The organism is Peribacillus sp. CSMR9, assembly GCF_033141925.1.
GTDB lineage: Bacteria > Bacillota > Bacilli > Bacillales > DSM-1321 > Peribacillus > Peribacillus simplex_A.
The window spans coordinates 15,951-34,172 of the sequence record NZ_JAOPHO010000036.1; the positions used below are offsets into that span (position 1 = coordinate 15,951).

The window sequence follows — 18,222 nt, forward strand, 5'->3', positions numbered from 1 at the left end:
CGGTTAATATTAACGTTTATTGATTTCTTCAACCAAAATTTTATTAACAAGCTGTGGATTAGCCTGTCCTTTTGTCGCTTTCATAATTTGCCCGACAAGGAAGCCGATTGCTTTTTGTTTCCCGGCTTTAAAATCTTCAATTGATTGCGGGTTATTATTCAACGCTTCTTCAACAGCCGTACGCAACGCGCCTTCATCGGAAATTTGGACTAGTCCCTTCTCCTTGACGATCGTTTCAGCGTCCCCACCGTTTTCAATCAATTCTTTGAAAACTTTTTTAGCGATTTTAGAAGAAATTGTACCATCTTCAATCAGCTTAATCATTCCTGCTAACGATTCAGCAGTCAATTTGATATCATGCAGCTCTTTTCCTTCTGCATTCAAGAAAGCAGAAACCTCACCCATGATCCAATTTGATGCTAGTTTTGCATCCGCTCCTGAAGCGACTGTCGCTTCAAAGAAATCAGCACTTTCTTTCGTTACCGTTAAAACGGCGGCATCATATTCCGGTAAGCCAAATTCCTCGACATAACGTTTTTTCCGGGCATCCGGAAGTTCTGGAATCTCAGCAGCAATGCGTGCTTTCCATTCTTCATCGATATGGATTGTCAATAAGTCTGGCTCCGGGAAGTAACGGTAATCATCGGAACCTTCCTTAATTCGCATTAGTACCGTTCTGCCTGTAGCATCGTCAAACCGGCGGGTTTCCTGTTCGATTATCCCGCCTTCATTCAAGATTTCCGCTTGTCGGATCTCTTCATGCTCCAATCCTTTGCGAACGAAGTTGAATGAGTTCAAGTTTTTCAATTCAGTTTTCGTTCCGAATTCTTTTTGCCCGACAGGTTTCAAGGAAATATTAGCATCACAGCGAAGTGAACCTTCTTCCATTTTACAATCGGAAACGCCTGTGTATTGAATGATGGATTTCAACTTTTCCAAATAAGCATATGCTTCTTCAGGGGAAGTGATATCCGGTTCGGATACGATTTCAACAAGAGGGGTACCTTGGCGGTTATAATCACAAAGTGAATAGTTCCCTTTATGTGTCAGCTTTCCAGCATCCTCTTCCATATGAATGCGGGTAATGCCGATTTTCTTTTTCTTGCCATTGACTTCAATTTCAATCCAACCATGCTCACCGATCGGTTGATCGAACTGTGAAATTTGGTATGCTTTAGGATTGTCCGGGTAAAAATAGTTTTTTCGGTCGAATTTCGTAATTTCCGCCACTTCGCAATTCAGAGCAATTGCAGCCTTCATTGCAAAATCAACAGCCTTTTTATTGACGACAGGCAATACGCCTGGGTAGCCTAGGTCAATTACAGTCGTGTTACTATTTGGAGCGGCACCAAAATGATTCGGGCTCGCTGAGAAAATTTTAGAATCCGTTTTTAATTCTACGTGTACTTCTAGACCAATTACCGTTTCAAAGTCCATTTTTTTCACCCCTTACAGCTTAGGAAATTGTTTATGAAAATCTGTTGCTTGCTCAAATGCGTGAGCCGCGCGGTAAATCGTACTTTCATCAAAATGCTTTCCAATCATTTGCAGTCCAAGCGGAAGCCCATTCGCTGCGAATCCACATGGTACGGATATACCCGGTACGCCAGCAAGATTGACTGGAATCGTTAGGATATCATTCGCATACATCGTTAATGGATCGTCGACTTTTTCACCAATTTTAAATGCAGGCGTAGGTGTCGTCGGCCCAACGATGACATCATATTTTTCAAAGACATCTTCAAAGTCTTTTTTGATTAAAGTACGTACTTTTTGAGCCTTTTTATAATATGCATCATAATATCCGGAACTTAAGGAGAAAGTTCCAAGCATGATACGGCGTTTCACTTCGTCACCGAATCCTTCTGCACGAGTTTGCTTATACATTTCTATAAGAGTTTCTGCATTATCTGTACGATGGCCGAAACGCACTCCATCAAAACGTGAAAGGTTAGCTGAAGCTTCAGATGAAGAAAGCAGATAATATGCAGCTAAAGCATATTTAGAATGTGGCAAGGAAACCTCTTCCCATTCAGCCCCAAGTCCTTCTAATACCTTTAATGCTTCAAGTACGGAATTACGTGCTTCTTCGCCAACGCCTTCACCAAGATATTCTTTAGGTACCGCTATTTTCAATCCTCTTACATCGCCTGTTAATGAATTAACAAAATTCGGTACGTCAATATTAGCAGAGGTCGAATCCATTGGATCCACACCTGAAATCGCTTCAAGCAAATAGGCGTTATCTTCGACCGTTCTTGTAACCGGTCCAATTTGGTCAAGAGAAGACGCAAAAGCTACAAGTCCGAATCGGGAAACCCGTCCATATGTAGGTTTTAAACCGACAACTCCACAATATGCCGCTGGTTGGCGGATTGATCCACCCGTATCGGAACCTAAAGAGAATAGGACTTCACCGGAAGCGACAGAGGCAGCTGAACCACCCGAAGAACCGCCTGGTACATAATCCGTATTCCAGGGATTGCGTGTCGCCTGAAATGCGGAGTTCTCATTAGAAGAACCCATTGCAAATTCATCCATATTCAATTTACCGATCGTAACCGTTTCTGCCTGCTGCAACTTTTGAACGGCGGTTGCATCATAAATCGGATCAAAGTTCTCCAAGATTTTACTCGCGCAAGTCGTCCGTAAATTTTTAGTGACAATATTATCTTTCACTCCGATTGGCAGACCAAACAAAGCGCCTTTGTTCTCACCTTTTACCAATTGTTCATCCAATCGTCTTGCTTGCTTGCGGGCGTTTTCTTCATCAAGTGTCAAAAATGCCTTTACCTTGTCCTCTACCTGTCCAATTCGCTCATACGATTCGTTAACAAGATCAGTGACACTGATCTCTTTCTTATGTAAGCGTTCATGAAGCTCAGAAACCTTTTGTTCGAACAACGACATCATTGTCCCTCCTTATTCAATTATAGATGGTACACGGATATATCCTTCTTTGCTATCCGGTGCATTTTTAACTACTTCTTCTACTGGCAATCCTGGTTTTGCAATATCTTCGCGCATTACATTTTTCATATCCAAAACGTGAGAAGTCGGGTCTACTTGATCCGTATCAAGCTCATTCAACTGCTCCGCAAATGAAATCATTTGGTCAAGCTGATGTTGAAACTGTTGTGCTTCCTCTTCCGTAATTGCCAAACGAGCCAAATGGGCAACGTGTTTAACTTGTTCCATAGAAATACGTGACATTCTCTTCACCTCCGAAAAAATATCCAAATCGACTGAAATTCGTCGCTTTTCTCCATAAAATCATCGTTTAAATCATATCAAACTATTACACAGTAAAGCAACAAGAGATACAATGTCGAAATTCAATTATTTCACAAGGAAAAAGCGATATTTTCCGGGAAATATGGGAAAGTTGCCGGAATTTCCGGGGAAATGACAAGAAGACCTTTAAAATTCGACAAATGCTCTCCTTTTTCCAAGTATTCGCTTCCTAAAATGGAAGGGTTTACTTACTATTATTATGTTCCTTGCTAAAGGTTATTTTGAAATTCGCCTCCCGGAATTAAATGAAAGTGTGGATTTCAGAGATTGCCGCAAAAAAAGATGAAGCCGTTAAGCTTCATCTTTTTTCATTCATATATATGCACGGTTGGTTCGTCCTGATTTGCTTCACGGACAATGAGCGCTTCAGGTCCATTTACGGAGGTAATGGATACTTGTACGGCAATATATTTAGGGAAACGTTCCATTACAAGCCCAGCAACATATTGGGTAAAACCAATCGCTTCCGAGTTCCCATAAAATTGAATAGGGATATCGATGTTCAGACTTTGTAATTGATCATCCATATAGAACGCCCTTCCGATGACTCCGTTAAAGTTAGGGAAATATTCTTCGACATCTTCTTTAAAGTTCGTGAAAGTCTTGACGTCATCACGATATTTTTTTTCTGCACTAGCAGAAGGAAATAGGAAATACTTTTCGTCCAAGTTTGTCCATTTTCCAATATTGTCAGAGTTCTTATCAATGTTGGTATAGGCAATGAAATTCCCAGGGACTACTGAAGACTTTTCATTTTGCTCGAATAAGGCAATCGTAATCGGGACATTTTTCAGCTTGTCCATTTTACGCAGCCTTTTTAAGACTTCTGCAGCAATTTTCTCCCCTTCTTGCTTTAGCTTTTTACTATCGATTTTCTGTTCATAGGTGGCACCGTATGCCTCTTTTTGATAGTAATGCACTGAATTCAGCGCAAGACCTATTACAACCCCGCCTAGACTCACTGAATTATCTTTTGTTTTGACTAAATAATTATGTTCTAGAATATGAGCAAGGTAGATTGGATTTTCTTCATTTCGCTTATCAATGTCACCTTTACCTGGATCAACCGGATTCAAGCCAACGTTCTTTGAGGCATCCATACCCTTTTCTTTCAACTGACTTTTGGTATATTTTCTGTTCAGCCAGGAAGATATCTTTGCACTATCAAGCATTTGCCCCTCTTGAAACAGGTAATCTTCCGGGTCGAATTGGGTTTGGGCCAACCGCATCAATCCATTTTCGAATTCTTCAATATCATATCGGGTATTTAAATTAGATACGACCAAACCGCGTGCTTTTGATGGTTCAAACGGTAGGATCGTTTGATAATATTCATCCGAAATTTTATACTTCGGAATAATTGCCGTCTCTTTTTTGTCTTTGGAGTCTTGAACTACCTCTTGCTTATCCTCAAAACTAGGCGCACATCCAGCAAGAAGCAGTATAAGAATCATCCCCAAAATAGAGTGTTTCTTCATATCTACACCTCTTATTTTTTTAGTTCCTCAATCAGTCTCTCTTCATCCCATACCATGATGCCTAGGCTTTCCGCTTTTTCCAGTTTGGAACCGGCATCTTCGCCAGCTACGACCAAATCGGTTTTCTTGCTGACACTTCCAGCAACGTTAGCTCCTAGCGCCTCTAATTTTTCTTTTGCTTCATTACGTGTTAGCTGATGCAATTTACCCGTTAAAACGACTGTTTTACCTGCAAAAGCGGAATCGATATCTTCAATAGGAACAGCTCTTGGCCCTTTAAAAGTAAGATTCACACCGGCTGCTTCCAACTCGTTCAATAGCGCATGGACCTCTTCCAATTCAAAATAAGCTACGATGGAATCGGCCATCTTATCCCCTATTTCATTAATGGATGTTAATTCTTCACGACTCGCCTTGCTTAAGGCTTCCATCGTCACGAACTCCCGTGCAAGTGTCTTGGCTGCTTTCGAACCAACATGGCGAATGCCTAACCCGAATAGTAATTTTTCCAACGAATTGCTTTTCGAAGCTTCGATTGCTTGAAGGAGTTTATTGACGGATTTATCCCCCATCCGTTCCAATGCAATGAGTTGATCATATGTAAGCTTATAAATATCAGCCACATCTTGTATGAGTTCCTCTTTAAACAACAAGCTAATCACTTTTTCACCAAGACTGTCTATGTTCATAGCTGTCCGGGATACAAAGTGAATCAAGCCTTCCCGTATTTGTGCAGGACACTTCGGGTTGATGCAACGTAAAGCAACCTCACCATCCAGCCGAACAAGTTCACTGCCGCATTCCGGGCACTCAGTCGGCATCTGAAACTCGACCTCTTCCCCTGTACGGCGTTCTGCCAGTACATTGACCACCTCTGGAATGATATCGCCCGCTTTTTTCACGACCACTTGATCTCCGATTCTAATGTCCTTTTCACGGATTAAGTCTTCGTTATGAAGAGATGCTCGCTGCACAGTCGTACCCGCTACCCGAACGGGATCCAACACAGCTGTTGGGGTTAATACACCCGTACGTCCAACATTCAGCTCGATATCCCGCAGGGTTGTAATGACTTCTTCAGCTGGGAATTTATAAGCGATGGCCCAACGCGGACTTTTTGCAGTAAAACCTAATTCATCCTGCTGTTCAAGGGAATCCACCTTTACGACAATTCCATCAATATCATAGGCTAAGTTTGGACGTTGTTCTGTCCATTCTACTATATAGGCTAGTACTTCCTCTATATTCAAGCATGTTTTTCTTTCCCGATTCGTCTTAAACCCCAATCGATCCAACAAATCCAGACCTTCACTGTGAGATTGGACCCCTGTTTCTCCTAAATCGGCAATCGCATAAAGGAAAATATCCAAGTTCCGTTTCGCAGCAAGTTTTGGGTCAAGCTGCCTTAACGAGCCAGCAGCTGCATTCCGTGGGTTTGCAAATGGTTCCTCACCACGTTCTTCCTTAGCCTTATTTAAAGATTCAAATGATTTTTTTGGCATGAATGCCTCACCGCGTACTTCTATGGCAACCGGCTCACGCATCTTCAATGGAATCGACTTGATCGTTTTCAGGTTTGCTGTAATATCTTCACCGATCGTTCCATCTCCACGTGTTGCCCCTCTTACGAAATATCCATTCTCATATTGAAGAGTGACGGCAAGTCCATCAATTTTCAATTCACATACATAGGTAAAATCGTCACCTACAGATTGTCTGACCTTTCTGTCGAAATCCCGTAAGTCACTTTCATTGAATGCATTGCTTAAACTAAGCATCGGTGTGGTATGCTCCACTTTTTCAAACATATCCAAAATGGCGCCACCGACCCGTTGTGTCGGAGAATCAGGCGTTTGCAGTTCCGGGAATTTCTCCTCATACTCGATAAGCTCACGGAGTATCCGATCATATTCAGCATCAGGTACTGATGGCTGGTCCATCACATAATATTCGTAGCTGTATTGGTTCAATAACGTTTGCAGTTCTAGAACTTTCTTCTCTGCAGCTTGTAAGTCCATACGTTCAATCCTTTCTAAAGAAGACTCCACCGCACTTCTTATAGAAGAGCGGTGTCTAAAGTCAGATATCCCTATTCTTTACCAGTAAGATTCATATTAATAGCTTAAGCTTTTTCAACTGGTGCAAATTTAGCCAGTAGGCGTTTGATACCGATTGGACTTGGGAATGCGATATCCAGTTCCTTCCCTTCGCCTTCCCCTTTTACGCTCACCACGGTTCCTATACCCCACTTTTTGTGGGATGCACGGTCACCGACAGCCCAGCCGATCTCTTCACCACCGGTTGCGGATGGTGCAGAAACGGCTCTACCAAAGGCAGGAACTTTTCTTGTGGAAGCTGTTGAAGGAGATCCAGTTCTCGAAGAACTGAAAGGTGTTTGCCTAGCTCTAGGAGCCGGTTTCGGTTTAAGATCTTCAAGGAGTTCCTCTGGTATTTCACTGATGAAACGTGAAACTGGATTCATACTGGTCCGTCCATACAATGTCCGCATTTGGGCATTGCTTATGAATAGCTCATTTTCAGCCCTTGTAATTCCCACATAGGCCAGACGGCGTTCTTCTTCCATCTCCTCTTCATCCATGAGCGAGCGGCTGTGAGGGAAAACCCCTTCTTCAAGGCCCAATAAAAAGACCACCGGATATTCAAGTCCCTTCGCTGAATGCAGGGTCATCAACGTTACAGTATTAGTAACTTCTTCGGAGTTCTCATCAAGTTGGTCTATATCGGCAACCAACGCCAGGTCAGTTAAAAAGCCAACCAATGATTTGTCCTCGCTGTTACTTTCGAATGCTTTCGTAACAGATAAAAACTCATCTATATTTTCAAGCCGGCTTTGCGATTCAATCGTTTTTTCTGCCTGCAGCATCTCACGATAACCGGTTTTCTTAATGACTTCCTCCACCAGTTCCGTTACGGATAAGTACTCCTGCTGATTTGTATAGTTAGTGATCAGCGTATGGAATTCCCTAGCCGCTTTGGTAGCCTTCCCGCTAATCCCTACCATTTCCACAGATTCAAGTGCTTTATAAATGGAAACATCATACTGATCTGCATAATCTGCCACTTTGTCCATTGAAGTTGCACCAATTCCGCGTTTTGGTACATTGATTACACGGCGGAGACTGATGTCATCGTCAGGATTCGCAATAAGGCGAAGATAGGCAAGCAAGTCCTTAATCTCTTTACGGTCATAGAACTTAGTGCCCCCGACTATAGCATAGTTTATATTGGATTTAAGCAGAACTTCCTCCATGACACGTGATTGTGCATTTGTTCTGTAAAGGATTGCTATATCGGAATACTTCCTACTGCCGTCCCGAACTAACTCATTTATCTTTCCGGCTACAAATTGCGCTTCCCCTTGTTCATTGTCGGCACGGTAATAGAATAGCTTATTACCATCTGCATTCTCGGTCCAAAGATTTTTCGGCTTCCGGTTTTGATTGTTATCGATGACCTTATTCGCCGCTGCAAGAATCTTTTTCGTCGAGCGGTAATTCTGTTCAAGGAAAATCATGTTGGCATTAGGATAATCTTTTTCAAATGAAAGGATGTTCGCAATATCCGCACCGCGCCAGCGATAAATCGATTGATCAGAATCCCCGACAACGCAGAGATTACGGAAACGTGAAGCAAGTAGTTTAACAAGCATATATTGAGCCCTGTTCGTATCTTGGTACTCATCAACATGAATGTATTGAAACTTGCGCTGATAGTATTCAAGTACTTCCGGTACCAGTTGGAACAATTGAATCGTCATCATGATCAAATCATCGAAATCGAGCGCTGAATTTTTCCTCAACCGTTTTTGGTATTCCGTATATACATCGGCAGTTACCTTAGTAAAGTAATCCGACGCTGTCTTCAGGTACTCTTCCGGCCCGACCAATTCATTTTTCGCTGAACTGATGCTACCCAAAATCGCCCGGTAATCATATTTCTTTGTATCCATATTACGATCTTTCATGATTTGCTTAATGACCGATTGCTGATCCGTCGTATCCAATATCGAAAAGTTCCTATTAAAACCGATACGATCGATATCTCTTCGTAAAATGCGGACACACATCGAGTGGAAGGTCGAAATCCAGATATCCTCTGACGCACCGCCAAGTATGGCACGGATCCTCTCCTTCATTTCACGTGCAGCTTTGTTAGTGAACGTGATTGCAAGGATATTCCAAGGTGCTATTTCCTTCTCGACCATCAAGTAAGCTATTCGGTGAGTCAGCACACGCGTCTTTCCACTTCCTGCCCCAGCCATGATTAAAAGTGGGCCATCAGTTGACTTTACTGCTTTTTGTTGCTGTTCATTCAAACCTATTAGTAATTTTTCCGCTAAATATTGCATTATCACACCACCTATACGAACATTCGTTTCTGTTTTATGTTTTAGTATACTATATTTATTTCATGTTTTCATTAACTGCCGTAACTGTTGCTAGTGCCGCTTTCAAATCTTCATAAATCACATTGCCAACAACGATGACATCCGCAAACTTAGACATCTCTTTGGCCTGTTCAACTGATTTTATCCCACCGCCATAGAAAAGTACGGTATTCTCCAAGCTCTCTTTGGCTGCTTCCACCATCTGGATATCGCCATAATCACCGCTGTATTCCAGATAAAAAATCGGCAGGTTGAACATCTTTTCTGCCATCATCGCGTATGCTCCCACATCATCCATATCCAGTTGGGTATTGGCTTTCGTCAATTGAGCAGCCTTACACTCGGCATTCAGAATACAGTACCCTTCAACGAAAATTTCATCCCAATTCAAAAGGTATCCGTATTCTTTGACTGCTTGCTGATGCAGTTTCATCATCCAATCCGGGTTGGTGCTATTCAGGACACTTGGAATGAAATATAAATCAAACCCTGGCGTCACCGTTTCAACAGAAGAAATCTCCATTACACATGGGACGGTATATCGTCTGACCCGTGCCATTAAATGAAGCACATTCTCAAGCGTGATTCCATCCGTTCCCCCGACCATGATTGCATCCGTACCGGATTCACAGACTTTTTCAAGAGCCTCATCACTTATTTCTTTATTTGGATCGAGTTTGAAAACATGTTTCCACTCGCGAAAATCGTACATAATAATCCTCCATTCACACTTCCCATTACACCATTATAGCATTAAGATTTTTCATTAAAAAAGAGAAGTATCGATAAAATGTTTACCAAATGGAAACCTCTGAATCTAAAAACCAATATAACACGGATACGGCAGAAAGACAGCTGACAAAAGAAAGGCCAAACTCAAAATAAAAAGCCGGGAAATGAATTCCTCGGCTTTTTTTGATTCACCATATAAAAAATCGAATGCATTAAGATTCAGTTGTTTCCTCAACGTTTTCTTTAATACGGTTAAGAGCCATTGAATAAGCGTCATTTCCGTAATTCAAGCAGCGTTTGACCCTAGAAATCGTAGCCGTGCTTGCACCTGTTTCCGTTTCGATTTTATGATAGGTTTTACCTTCTTCAAGCATCCGGGCTACTTCAAGACGCTGTGCTAATGATGAAATTTCATTAACTGTACATAAATCATCAAAAAATCGATAACATTCGTCCAAATCACGCAAGGAAAGGATCGACTTAAACAGCTGATCCGTTTCTTTTCCTCTTAACTTATCAATTTGCATGTTACTCCCCCTCAATTCATGGGTATCAAAATGAGACGTCTCCTACTAAACCAGGTTCATTCGGAATAATATTGATCCAAGTTTTCCCTGGAATCAACCCTACTTCGTTATCATTTTTCACTGGTATAATCCGACCATCCTTATTAACCCATTCTACTTCATTCGCTGTTCCTTTTTGAAGTAAATAACCTTTTCCACCACTTTTCAAGTCGATTTTACGGCGACCTTTATCGTCGATCACTTGATGAGTGGCCTCAATGATCAATATATTATCCAGTAAAATAGGTTTATTCGATTTATATTCGACTGTTTGCTCACCATTCGAATAACGTTTATATTTCTCTTCCGTGGCGTCGTATTCATACTTTACATCATACTCGTCTGATCCGTAGGATATCTCGGTTTTCAATGCCTGTTCCCCTTGAAGGCCAGCCGCCTCTTCTTTTGAAAGGAAAGTATAAGGTTCCGGTGCACCATTCATCTCATATCCCTTTTCCTTCACGCCTTTTTGGATATCCTCAAAAGAGATGTAGGAATTGTGCGGTGCTTTTCTATCTGCCGAACGATGAAACAAAGTACCATCATAATATAATCCGTTCAAGTTATCAATATACCCTTTGTCCAGCATGGTTTTTGCCTCGGGGCTATTCCCATGACACACATAGATGCAATCCAGGCCTTTTGCCAATTCGATATAATAGTCCCTTGCACTCCGAATCGGACCGATTCGGCTTGGCGTTTCACTTTGGAAGATAGCTAAAAATCTGGTTATGTCACCTTCTGCGAGCATTTCGTAGACCATATCGGCTTCTGAGAGGCCCGATTGCGGGCGTGCTTTCGGATGATTATTAATCATCACTGCTACAGCCCTTTGCTCACTGCCTTCATCGGTGGATATACCTGTAAGTGGAAACTCATTGGAAGATTCATTTTTCACATCTCTATTTTTGATGACAGCCGGATCTTTTGGCTTACTGTCATCCGATGCAGGATCCTCTTTCGCCGAACAGCCTGCCAGCAGTAAAATAGCAATAACGATGAAAAGAACTCTCTTTAAATTCATCTTTCCACTCCTCTGAATTATTAGCCATTTCTTCTCTTATATTTTAACGCATTATAGTGGGAAAGAGTATAGTTTTATTCATAACATCATATACTCCTCGCTGGGTTAGCCTTATATATGGCAGATGGGTTGTCGAAAAGAATGAAAGGGTGTAAACAGGATCATCGAAGCGATATCCCCTCTCACGCAGCAAATGTTTCAATTCATTTTCTTCTTTTATCAATTCAGGAACCTCTTTGGTGGACATGACTCCCATTAGTTTAAGAGGAAGTTCATGGATCACCTTTCCATGTTCCGTTAAAATGATTCCACCGCCAATTTCCTTCAGCCGGTTAAATGCCAAATGCATATCCTTTTTCCTTTTACCGATTAGTATGATATCACCGGTATTGGTATAAGAGCCAGCAAAGCCACACAATTTATCCGCAAACCCTTTTAATATTGTATTGATGCGCCATTTCCCTTCCCGATCAATAAGCATGAAAAAGCATTCATCATCCTCGAAGTTCAGCTCTTCATACCCTACATCATTGGAAAGGGAGTACGGTTTCGTAATTACATTATTGACCAATTCAATCCCAAATGGCATGGAAAATTCAAAATCTTCCTTTAAACTAAGATCCCAATCAAGATCAAGTGGTTTAAAATCAAAATCACTCCATTCGATTTCCTGTAAATCAGGAATGATTTCACCATCCCTTTTCACCCATTTCCCTTTTGCCATTACTGAAACCGGTGCGGGTTCCTTTACATCGGTCAGGAAGTTAATGTTCGCTACCCTTCCAGTGGCAATATTGCCATGAAGGTATTCAATATTATAATATCGTGCAATGTTGATAGTTGCCATATTGTAAGCATCGATGACCGGAACGCCATGCTCTATCGCTATTTTGATCAAGCAGTCTATGAGACCACCCTCATAAAAAGACGGCGGCGAACCATCTGTCGTATAAAAGAATTTGTCATAATGATCGATGCCCAGTTCATGAATTTCCTTTATCATCTTTGGAAGATCAGGCCGGATCGAAGAATGTCTTAGTGATACATAATATCCCTGCAGCAAGCGCGCCATGACTTCATCGCCTGTCATTGCCTCATGATCACAATCGGCGCCGAACAGGGTCATTTTTGCTAAGGTCTTCTCTGAAGCACCTGGAAAGTGTCCTTCTATTTTCTTCCTCATCCGCTTGGCTTCCTGAATCCAGTGCAGCATCATGTCATCCCCATCGAGAAGCTTCGGCCATCCTGTTAGCTCCCCGCCCTGTAATACGGCATCATGCTCCAGCCAGGATTTAACTGCCCCATGGGAAAATACCGTATCTTCATCGATCAATTCCGTCTGTCCGTCAAAACGGCTCCACCAATACATCGTTACAGGAATGTTGCGTAATTCTTTCAAAAGAGAAAACGCTTTCTTTTTATCCAACTGCAATAGAAACGGCAAGTTATCATTGATCAATGTCGTTGTCCCAAAATGAGATGCATAACGTGAAAAAGAAAGGGGATTATATAATTGAGAAGGATGTGAATGCGGCTCAATATAACCCGGGACTAAATACTGGTTTGTGCAGTCAACCATTTCACACCGGTCTATATTATCCGGAAGCTTATCGCCGACATATATGATGCGATCATCATATATCCATATATTCGCTTTCACCCATTTTCGTAAAGCCTGATTTAAATAAGTCGTATTTTTAAGCAGAATGTGTGGTGCCCTATTGCCATCCAGCACATCTATATGTTCTCTTAGATGTTTATTTTTCCATCTATAGCGCTGTTCAAGCATAAACATTCCCCCATAATTTTTTAGAAACAGATGTATGAAAAAACCATTTTCAATCCAATTTTATTTCATAGTAACATACTTACCTCATTAGAACAGTATCGTTATCCAGAATATTGTTAAATTTTTGTGAAGGGATGGACAAAATATGAAGTTTAAACAAAATATCAGTATAATAAATGCCTTAATGCGAATTACGTGTGGTTTTACCTTTCTAACATGGGCAATGGCTAGAATGGTAAAGAAACCCTGGAAAAACCAATCTTATATTATTGTGGTCATGCTTTCTGCAATGAAAATAGGCGAAGGCATTCTCCGCTATTGCCCCCTCACGGATGCAATGGAAAATGGACAAACCTTAATGAAAAATGAACCAAAACAGGATAGAGAGTCTAATTCATCAGATTCATATTAAGTTTTTTCTAAAGAAGAAGCTGACTCCGTTTAGAGTCAGCTTCTTTGTATTACAATGAAAAATCGCATTAAATTGCACGGTATCCAATATCCGTTCGCCAGAATAAGCCGTCTTTCTCAATATGCCCCAACTCTTTATATACTTCAGCTTGGGCTGAGGCCAAATCATTCCCTTTTGCAGCAACCAGAAGTACACGTCCGCCGTTTGAGATGAAATTCCCCTCATCATTTTTAGCCGTTCCAGCATGATAAACATGGGCATTCGGATCAATCTTTTCCAAGCCTTTAATGATTGAACCCTTCTTATAATCCCCTGGATATCCATCAGCTGCCACGACCACTCCAAGAACAGCTTCTTCATGCCATTCAAGTTGTAAATCCTCCCCAGAAAGAACCGCTTCAAGCGTATCTACGAAATCGGTTTTTAGGCGTGGTAAAACAACTTGCGTTTCCGGATCGCCAAAACGTGCATTGAACTCAATGACTTTTGTGCCCTTTTCAGTAGCAATCAACCCGGCATATAATATACCTGTAAAACGCCGATTTTCCGAAATCATCGCATTTACTGTAGGCTGAAGAATTGTTTCGACTGCAGTCTGAACCATTTCATCGGAAATTTGCGGCACTGGTGAGTATGCACCCATTCCACCTGTGTTCGGACCCTGATCTCCATCAAAAACTCGCTTGTGATCTTGAGCAATGACCATCGGATACACTTTTTCCCCATTCACGAATGCCATCAATGAGAATTCCTCGCCATCGAGAAATTCCTCAATAACGACTTTGGCAGAAGCTTCGCCGAACTTTGCCCCTACTAGCATATCATGGATGGCGTCTAACGCCTCTTCCATCGTCATTGCAACAACGACACCTTTTCCTGCAGCCAAGCCATCCGCTTTTATGACAATGGGGGCACCCATTTTTTCGATATATGCCTTTGCTGAATCATAATCAGAAAATGTTTCATATTCCGCTGTCGGAATGCTGTAGTTCTTCATTAAATCTTTAGCAAAGGATTTACTTCCCTCAATGACTGCAGCACGGCCATTAGGGCCAAATACCTTTAAGCCTGCATCCGTAAAGTCGTCTGCAAGTCCATTCAACAATGGCGTTTCGGGCCCAATCACCGTTAATGAAATTGCATTCTTCTTTGCGAAGGCAACCAATTCCTCATGATTGTTTTCTTCAATCGGAACAAGAGTCGCTACATCTGTCATACCTGGATTTCCAGGTGCTGCAAAAACTGTCCCAACCCGTTTACTTTCAAATAATTTGCGGGCTATGGCATGCTCCCTGCCGCCCCGGCCAATTACTAGTACATTCATTATCGCACCTCTATTTTTGATTAATGTTTAAAGTGACGAATTCCTGTAAATACCATTGCAATCCCATATTCATCAGCTTTCTTGATTGAATCTTGATCTTTTACAGATCCACCAGGCTGAATAATTGCCGTGACGCCCGCTTTTGCTGCCGCTTCTACAGTATCATCCATTGGGAAGAAAGCATCTGATGCCAATGCACTCCCTGTCGCTCTTTCCCCAGCTTGTTCCAGAGCAATTTTTGCAGCACCGACACGGTTCATTTGACCTGCGCCAACACCTAAGGTCATTTGACCGTTACTAACCACTATTGCATTCGACTTTACATGCTTTACGATTTTCCAGCCAAGTTCCATGGCTTTCCATTCTTCAGGAGTAGGCTCACGTTTCGTTGCAACTTTTACCTCTGCATCCTTTAAGCTATGTGCATCTCGATCTTGAATAAGTAATCCGCCTTCAATGGAAGTCAATTTACGCTCAGGTTTTTTAGCCGCATCGAAATCGATCGTTAATAAACGAAGGTTTTTCTTGCTTGTTAATACTTCCACTGCTTCATCTGTAAACCCAGGAGCAATGATGATTTCAAGGAAAATTTCATGAAGCCTTTCCGCAGTCGCTTTATCAACTTCACGGTTCAAAGCAATGATTCCACCGAAAATGGAAGTAGCATCTGCCTCATAAGCTTTTTCATACGCTTCTAAAATGGTCGCTCCTACACCGACGCCGCAAGGATTCATATGTTTAACAGCAACAGCAGCCGGCTCATTGAATTCCTTAACGATTTGAAGTGCTGCATCAGCGTCATTAATGTTGTTGTATGAAAGCTCTTTTCCATGTAATTGCTGCGCTTCAGCAATTGAGAAAACGGAACCAAGCGGTTTTTTATAGAATGCTGCTTTTTGATGTGGATTTTCCCCATAACGAAGGGACTGTTTCAATTCATAGGTAACAGTCAATGATTCAGGATTCTCTTCATCGGTAAGCTCAGTCATATACTCCGAAATGACAGCATCATATGCAGCTGTATGGCGGAAGACTTTTGCAGCCAAACGGCGATTCGTGGTTTTTGATACTCCGTCGTTTTGTTTCAGCTCAGCCAATACGGTAGGATAATCATTTGAATCAACGATAACAGTCACATATTCGTGGTTTTTAGCAGAAGAACGAAGCATTGTCGGTCCACCGATATCGATGTTTTCAATAGCATCTTCCACAGTGACTTCTGGTTTGGAAATAGTCGCTTGGAACGGATATAGGTTTACACAGACAAGTTGAATGGGTTCAATATTATGCTCTGCAAGCTGTGCTGCGTGATCCTTGTCATCATGTTTTGCCAACACTGCTCCATGGACATTCGGGTGAAGTGTTTTTACACGTCCATCCAAGATTTCCGGAAAACCGGTGACATCACTGATTCCAATTACATCAACGCCATTATCCTGCAGTGTTTTTTTGGTACCGCCTGTAGAAATAATTTCAAAACCTGCCTCAATTAAACCTTGAGCAAATTCTACGATACCTGTTTTATCCGATACACTAATTAAAGCACGTTTCTTCATGTTATGTTGGTCCCTCCATTAAGTAAGTTTCTTGTGGCATAGCTCCTGCAAAACTGACGGATACATGTCATGCTCCATTTCCTGAATCCTTTTTTGAAGAATGTCTTTCGTATCCCCCTCAAGAATTGGCACTGCATTTTGGGCAATGATCGGTCCTGTATCCATTCCATCATCAACATAATGAACGGTTACCCCCGTTTCCTTCACTCCAGCGTCAAAAGCCTGGCCAATTGCATCCTTGCCTGGAAAACTAGGCAAGAGTGAAGGGTGGATGTTCACAATTCTCTGTGTATACTTTTGTAATAATGTCGGACCAATCAAACGCATATAGCCAGCCAGAATGATAAACTCTATCTCATATTGGCGAAGTTTCTCAAGGATTACCGATTCATACTCAGTCTTGTTAGAGTAATTCTTCGCTGAAAAGGCGAAAGAATCAATATTCTCAAGCTTTGCTCTCTCAAGTACATAAGCGTCTTCCCGATCACAAACGACAAGACAGATTTCCGCCGCCAATTTTCCACTTTTTATTGCTTCAGCAATTGATTGGAAATTACTACCATTACCTGATGCAAAGACAGCAAGGCGCTTCATTATTTAAACGACACTCCATTTCCGTCCACAATCGTTCCAATAACCGATGCTTCTTCGCCGCAAGACCGTAGATGGGCTACCACATCAGATGCCACTTCTTTTTTCACGACAGCCGTCATTCCAATACCCATATTGAAAATATTGAACATTTCCTCTTTTACAAGGTTCCCTTTTTCTTCAAGGAACGCGAATACAGATGGAATTTCCCAACTTCCTAGCTCGATTTCCACACCGCATCCTTCAGGTAGAATACGGGGAATATTTTCGATGAACCCGCCACCCGTAATATGGGCAAGACCATTAACATCAAATTTTTCTAATGTCGATAAGATGGATTTTACATAGATTTTTGTCGGTTTTAGTAATTCCTCACCCAACTTGCAACCCAATTCCGGTACGAAGTCATGAAGCCCCATACCTGAGTCTTCAAGAAGGATTTTACGAACAAGTGAATATCCATTACTGTGGATGCCGCTTGAAGCAAGTCCAATAACGACATCACCCGCCGAGATTGCCTCACCCGTAATTAGACGTGATTTTTCAACTGCACCTACAGTAAAGCCTGCAACATCGTATTCTTCCGTTTCGTACATGCCCGGCATTTCCGCTGTTTCTCCGCCGATTAAAGCACAGCCTGCCTGCTCACAGCCATCTGCAATTCCTTTGACGATCATTTCAATTCGTTCTGGATCTGCTTTACCGCAGGCAATATAATCTAAAAAGTATAAAGGTGCAGCACCTTGAACGACAACATCATTGACGCACATAGCTACACAATCCACACCAATTGTATCGTGTTTATCCATCATGAACGCCAACAAAAGTTTCGTACCCACTCCATCCGTACCTGAAATGAGCACAGGTTCTTTAAGGTTCAAGGAAGATAAGTCAAACATGCCTCCAAAACCGCCAAGACCATTCATTACTTCTGGACGAAATGTGCGCTTTACATGTTTTTTCATTCGATTTACCGCTTCATAACCAGCCTCAATATCCACACCAGCCTGTTTATATGCATTAGCCATTTGAAATCCTCCTCCGAAAA

At 41.8% G+C, this 18,222-nt stretch carries 15 protein-coding genes; 1 reads left to right on the forward strand and 14 read right to left on the reverse strand.

All coding sequences use genetic code 11. The features are described from left to right. Positions 1–9 precede the first annotated feature (9 nt). The 10 genes from gatB to N9I19_RS15825 form a co-directional block, all read right to left on the reverse strand. Entirely contained in the window at positions 10–1,437 is a 1,428-nt protein-coding gene (gene gatB / locus N9I19_RS15780; protein WP_317778343.1) for an Asp-tRNA(Asn)/Glu-tRNA(Gln) amidotransferase subunit GatB, read from the reverse strand. A 12-nt stretch (positions 1,438–1,449) separates the two neighbouring features. Beyond that, complete coding sequence (gene gatA, locus N9I19_RS15785) at positions 1,450–2,910, reverse strand: Asp-tRNA(Asn)/Glu-tRNA(Gln) amidotransferase subunit GatA (RefSeq protein ID WP_061461285.1); 1,461 nt, start codon at positions 2,908–2,910, stop codon at positions 1,450–1,452. 12 nt (positions 2,911–2,922) lie between these two features. Further along, complete coding sequence (gene gatC / locus N9I19_RS15790; protein ID WP_061461284.1) at positions 2,923–3,213, reverse strand: Asp-tRNA(Asn)/Glu-tRNA(Gln) amidotransferase subunit GatC; 291 nt, start codon at positions 3,211–3,213, stop codon at positions 2,923–2,925. A gap of 389 nt (positions 3,214–3,602) precedes the next feature. Next, positions 3,603–4,772: a CamS family sex pheromone protein gene (locus tag N9I19_RS15795; protein ID WP_317778344.1), complete on the reverse strand. Its 1,170-nt coding sequence runs from the start codon at positions 4,770–4,772 to the stop codon at positions 3,603–3,605. A gap of 11 nt (positions 4,773–4,783) precedes the next feature. After that, a complete protein-coding gene (gene ligA, locus N9I19_RS15800) occupies positions 4,784–6,790 on the reverse strand; it encodes an NAD-dependent DNA ligase LigA (RefSeq protein ID WP_089362520.1) in 2,007 nt (668 codons plus the stop codon). A 104-nt stretch (positions 6,791–6,894) separates the two neighbouring features. Further along, entirely contained in the window at positions 6,895–9,141 is a 2,247-nt protein-coding gene (gene pcrA / locus N9I19_RS15805; RefSeq protein ID WP_061461281.1) for a DNA helicase PcrA, read from the reverse strand. A 55-nt stretch (positions 9,142–9,196) separates the two neighbouring features. After that, positions 9,197–9,892 (reverse strand): heptaprenylglyceryl phosphate synthase, encoded by a 696-nt coding sequence (gene pcrB, locus N9I19_RS15810; RefSeq protein WP_061461280.1) that lies wholly within the window; start codon positions 9,890–9,892, stop codon positions 9,197–9,199. 232 nt (positions 9,893–10,124) lie between these two features. Then, positions 10,125–10,439, reverse strand: coding sequence for a YerC/YecD family TrpR-related protein (locus tag N9I19_RS15815; protein ID WP_061461279.1), 315 nt, complete (start codon positions 10,437–10,439; stop codon positions 10,125–10,127). Between the two features lie 25 nt (positions 10,440–10,464). Further along, positions 10,465–11,502 (reverse strand): DUF3048 domain-containing protein, encoded by a 1,038-nt coding sequence (locus N9I19_RS15820; RefSeq protein ID WP_089362519.1) that lies wholly within the window; start codon positions 11,500–11,502, stop codon positions 10,465–10,467. A gap of 43 nt (positions 11,503–11,545) precedes the next feature. Continuing rightward, on the reverse strand, positions 11,546–13,291 hold the full coding sequence (locus N9I19_RS15825) for an adenine deaminase C-terminal domain-containing protein (protein WP_089362518.1): 1,746 nt from the start codon (positions 13,289–13,291) through the stop codon (positions 11,546–11,548). 145 nt (positions 13,292–13,436) lie between these two features. On the opposite strand from N9I19_RS15825, the gene N9I19_RS15830 reads away from it, so the two are divergent. After that, complete coding sequence (locus tag N9I19_RS15830) at positions 13,437–13,703, forward strand: YgaP-like transmembrane domain (protein WP_061461276.1); 267 nt, start codon at positions 13,437–13,439, stop codon at positions 13,701–13,703. Between the two features lie 67 nt (positions 13,704–13,770). Here N9I19_RS15830 and purD read toward each other — a convergent pair whose 3' ends face one another. From purD to purM, 4 genes are read right to left on the reverse strand one after another with little or no spacing between them, the layout of a single operon-like run. Then, positions 13,771–15,027, reverse strand: a complete 1,257-nt coding sequence (purD, locus tag N9I19_RS15835) for a phosphoribosylamine--glycine ligase (RefSeq protein WP_317778345.1) — start codon at positions 15,025–15,027, stop codon at positions 13,771–13,773. Between the two features lie 20 nt (positions 15,028–15,047). Continuing rightward, complete coding sequence (purH, locus tag N9I19_RS15840; RefSeq protein WP_125163152.1) at positions 15,048–16,583, reverse strand: bifunctional phosphoribosylaminoimidazolecarboxamide formyltransferase/IMP cyclohydrolase; 1,536 nt, start codon at positions 16,581–16,583, stop codon at positions 15,048–15,050. An 18-nt stretch (positions 16,584–16,601) separates the two neighbouring features. Then, positions 16,602–17,177 (reverse strand): phosphoribosylglycinamide formyltransferase, encoded by a 576-nt coding sequence (gene purN, locus N9I19_RS15845; RefSeq protein ID WP_317778346.1) that lies wholly within the window; start codon positions 17,175–17,177, stop codon positions 16,602–16,604. Further along, positions 17,177–18,202, reverse strand: coding sequence for a phosphoribosylformylglycinamidine cyclo-ligase (purM, locus tag N9I19_RS15850; protein WP_061461272.1), 1,026 nt, complete (start codon positions 18,200–18,202; stop codon positions 17,177–17,179). The genes purN and purM overlap by 1 nt, the downstream gene beginning before the upstream one ends. Positions 18,203–18,222: the final 20 nt, after the last annotated feature.

Coding starts and splice junctions, on each gene's coding strand:
- gatB (WP_317778343.1), bottom strand. CDS start 1,437: ATGGACTTTGAAACGGTAATTGGTCTAGAAGTACACGTAGAATTAAAA.
- gatA (WP_061461285.1), bottom strand. CDS start 2,910: ATGTCGTTGTTCGAACAAAAGGTTTCTGAGCTTCATGAACGCTTACAT.
- gatC (WP_061461284.1), bottom strand. CDS start 3,213: ATGTCACGTATTTCTATGGAACAAGTTAAACACGTTGCCCATTTGGCT.
- N9I19_RS15795 (WP_317778344.1), bottom strand. CDS start 4,772: ATGAAGAAACACTCTATTTTGGGGATGATTCTTATACTGCTTCTTGCT.
- ligA (WP_089362520.1), bottom strand. CDS start 6,790: ATGGACTTACAAGCTGCAGAGAAGAAAGTTCTAGAACTGCAAACGTTA.
- pcrA (WP_061461281.1), bottom strand. CDS start 9,141: ATGCAATATTTAGCGGAAAAATTACTAATAGGTTTGAATGAACAGCAA.
- pcrB (WP_061461280.1), bottom strand. CDS start 9,892: ATGTACGATTTTCGCGAGTGGAAACATGTTTTCAAACTCGATCCAAAT.
- N9I19_RS15815 (WP_061461279.1), bottom strand. CDS start 10,439: ATGCAAATTGATAAGTTAAGAGGAAAAGAAACGGATCAGCTGTTTAAG.
- N9I19_RS15820 (WP_089362519.1), bottom strand. CDS start 11,502: ATGAATTTAAAGAGAGTTCTTTTCATCGTTATTGCTATTTTACTGCTG.
- N9I19_RS15825 (WP_089362518.1), bottom strand. CDS start 13,291: ATGCTTGAACAGCGCTATAGATGGAAAAATAAACATCTAAGAGAACAT.
- N9I19_RS15830 (WP_061461276.1), top strand. CDS start 13,437: ATGAAGTTTAAACAAAATATCAGTATAATAAATGCCTTAATGCGAATT.
- purD (WP_317778345.1), bottom strand. CDS start 15,027: ATGAATGTACTAGTAATTGGCCGGGGCGGCAGGGAGCATGCCATAGCC.
- purH (WP_125163152.1), bottom strand. CDS start 16,583: ATGAAGAAACGTGCTTTAATTAGTGTATCGGATAAAACAGGTATCGTA.
- purN (WP_317778346.1), bottom strand. CDS start 17,177: ATGAAGCGCCTTGCTGTCTTTGCATCAGGTAATGGTAGTAATTTCCAA.
- purM (WP_061461272.1), bottom strand. CDS start 18,202: ATGGCTAATGCATATAAACAGGCTGGTGTGGATATTGAGGCTGGTTAT.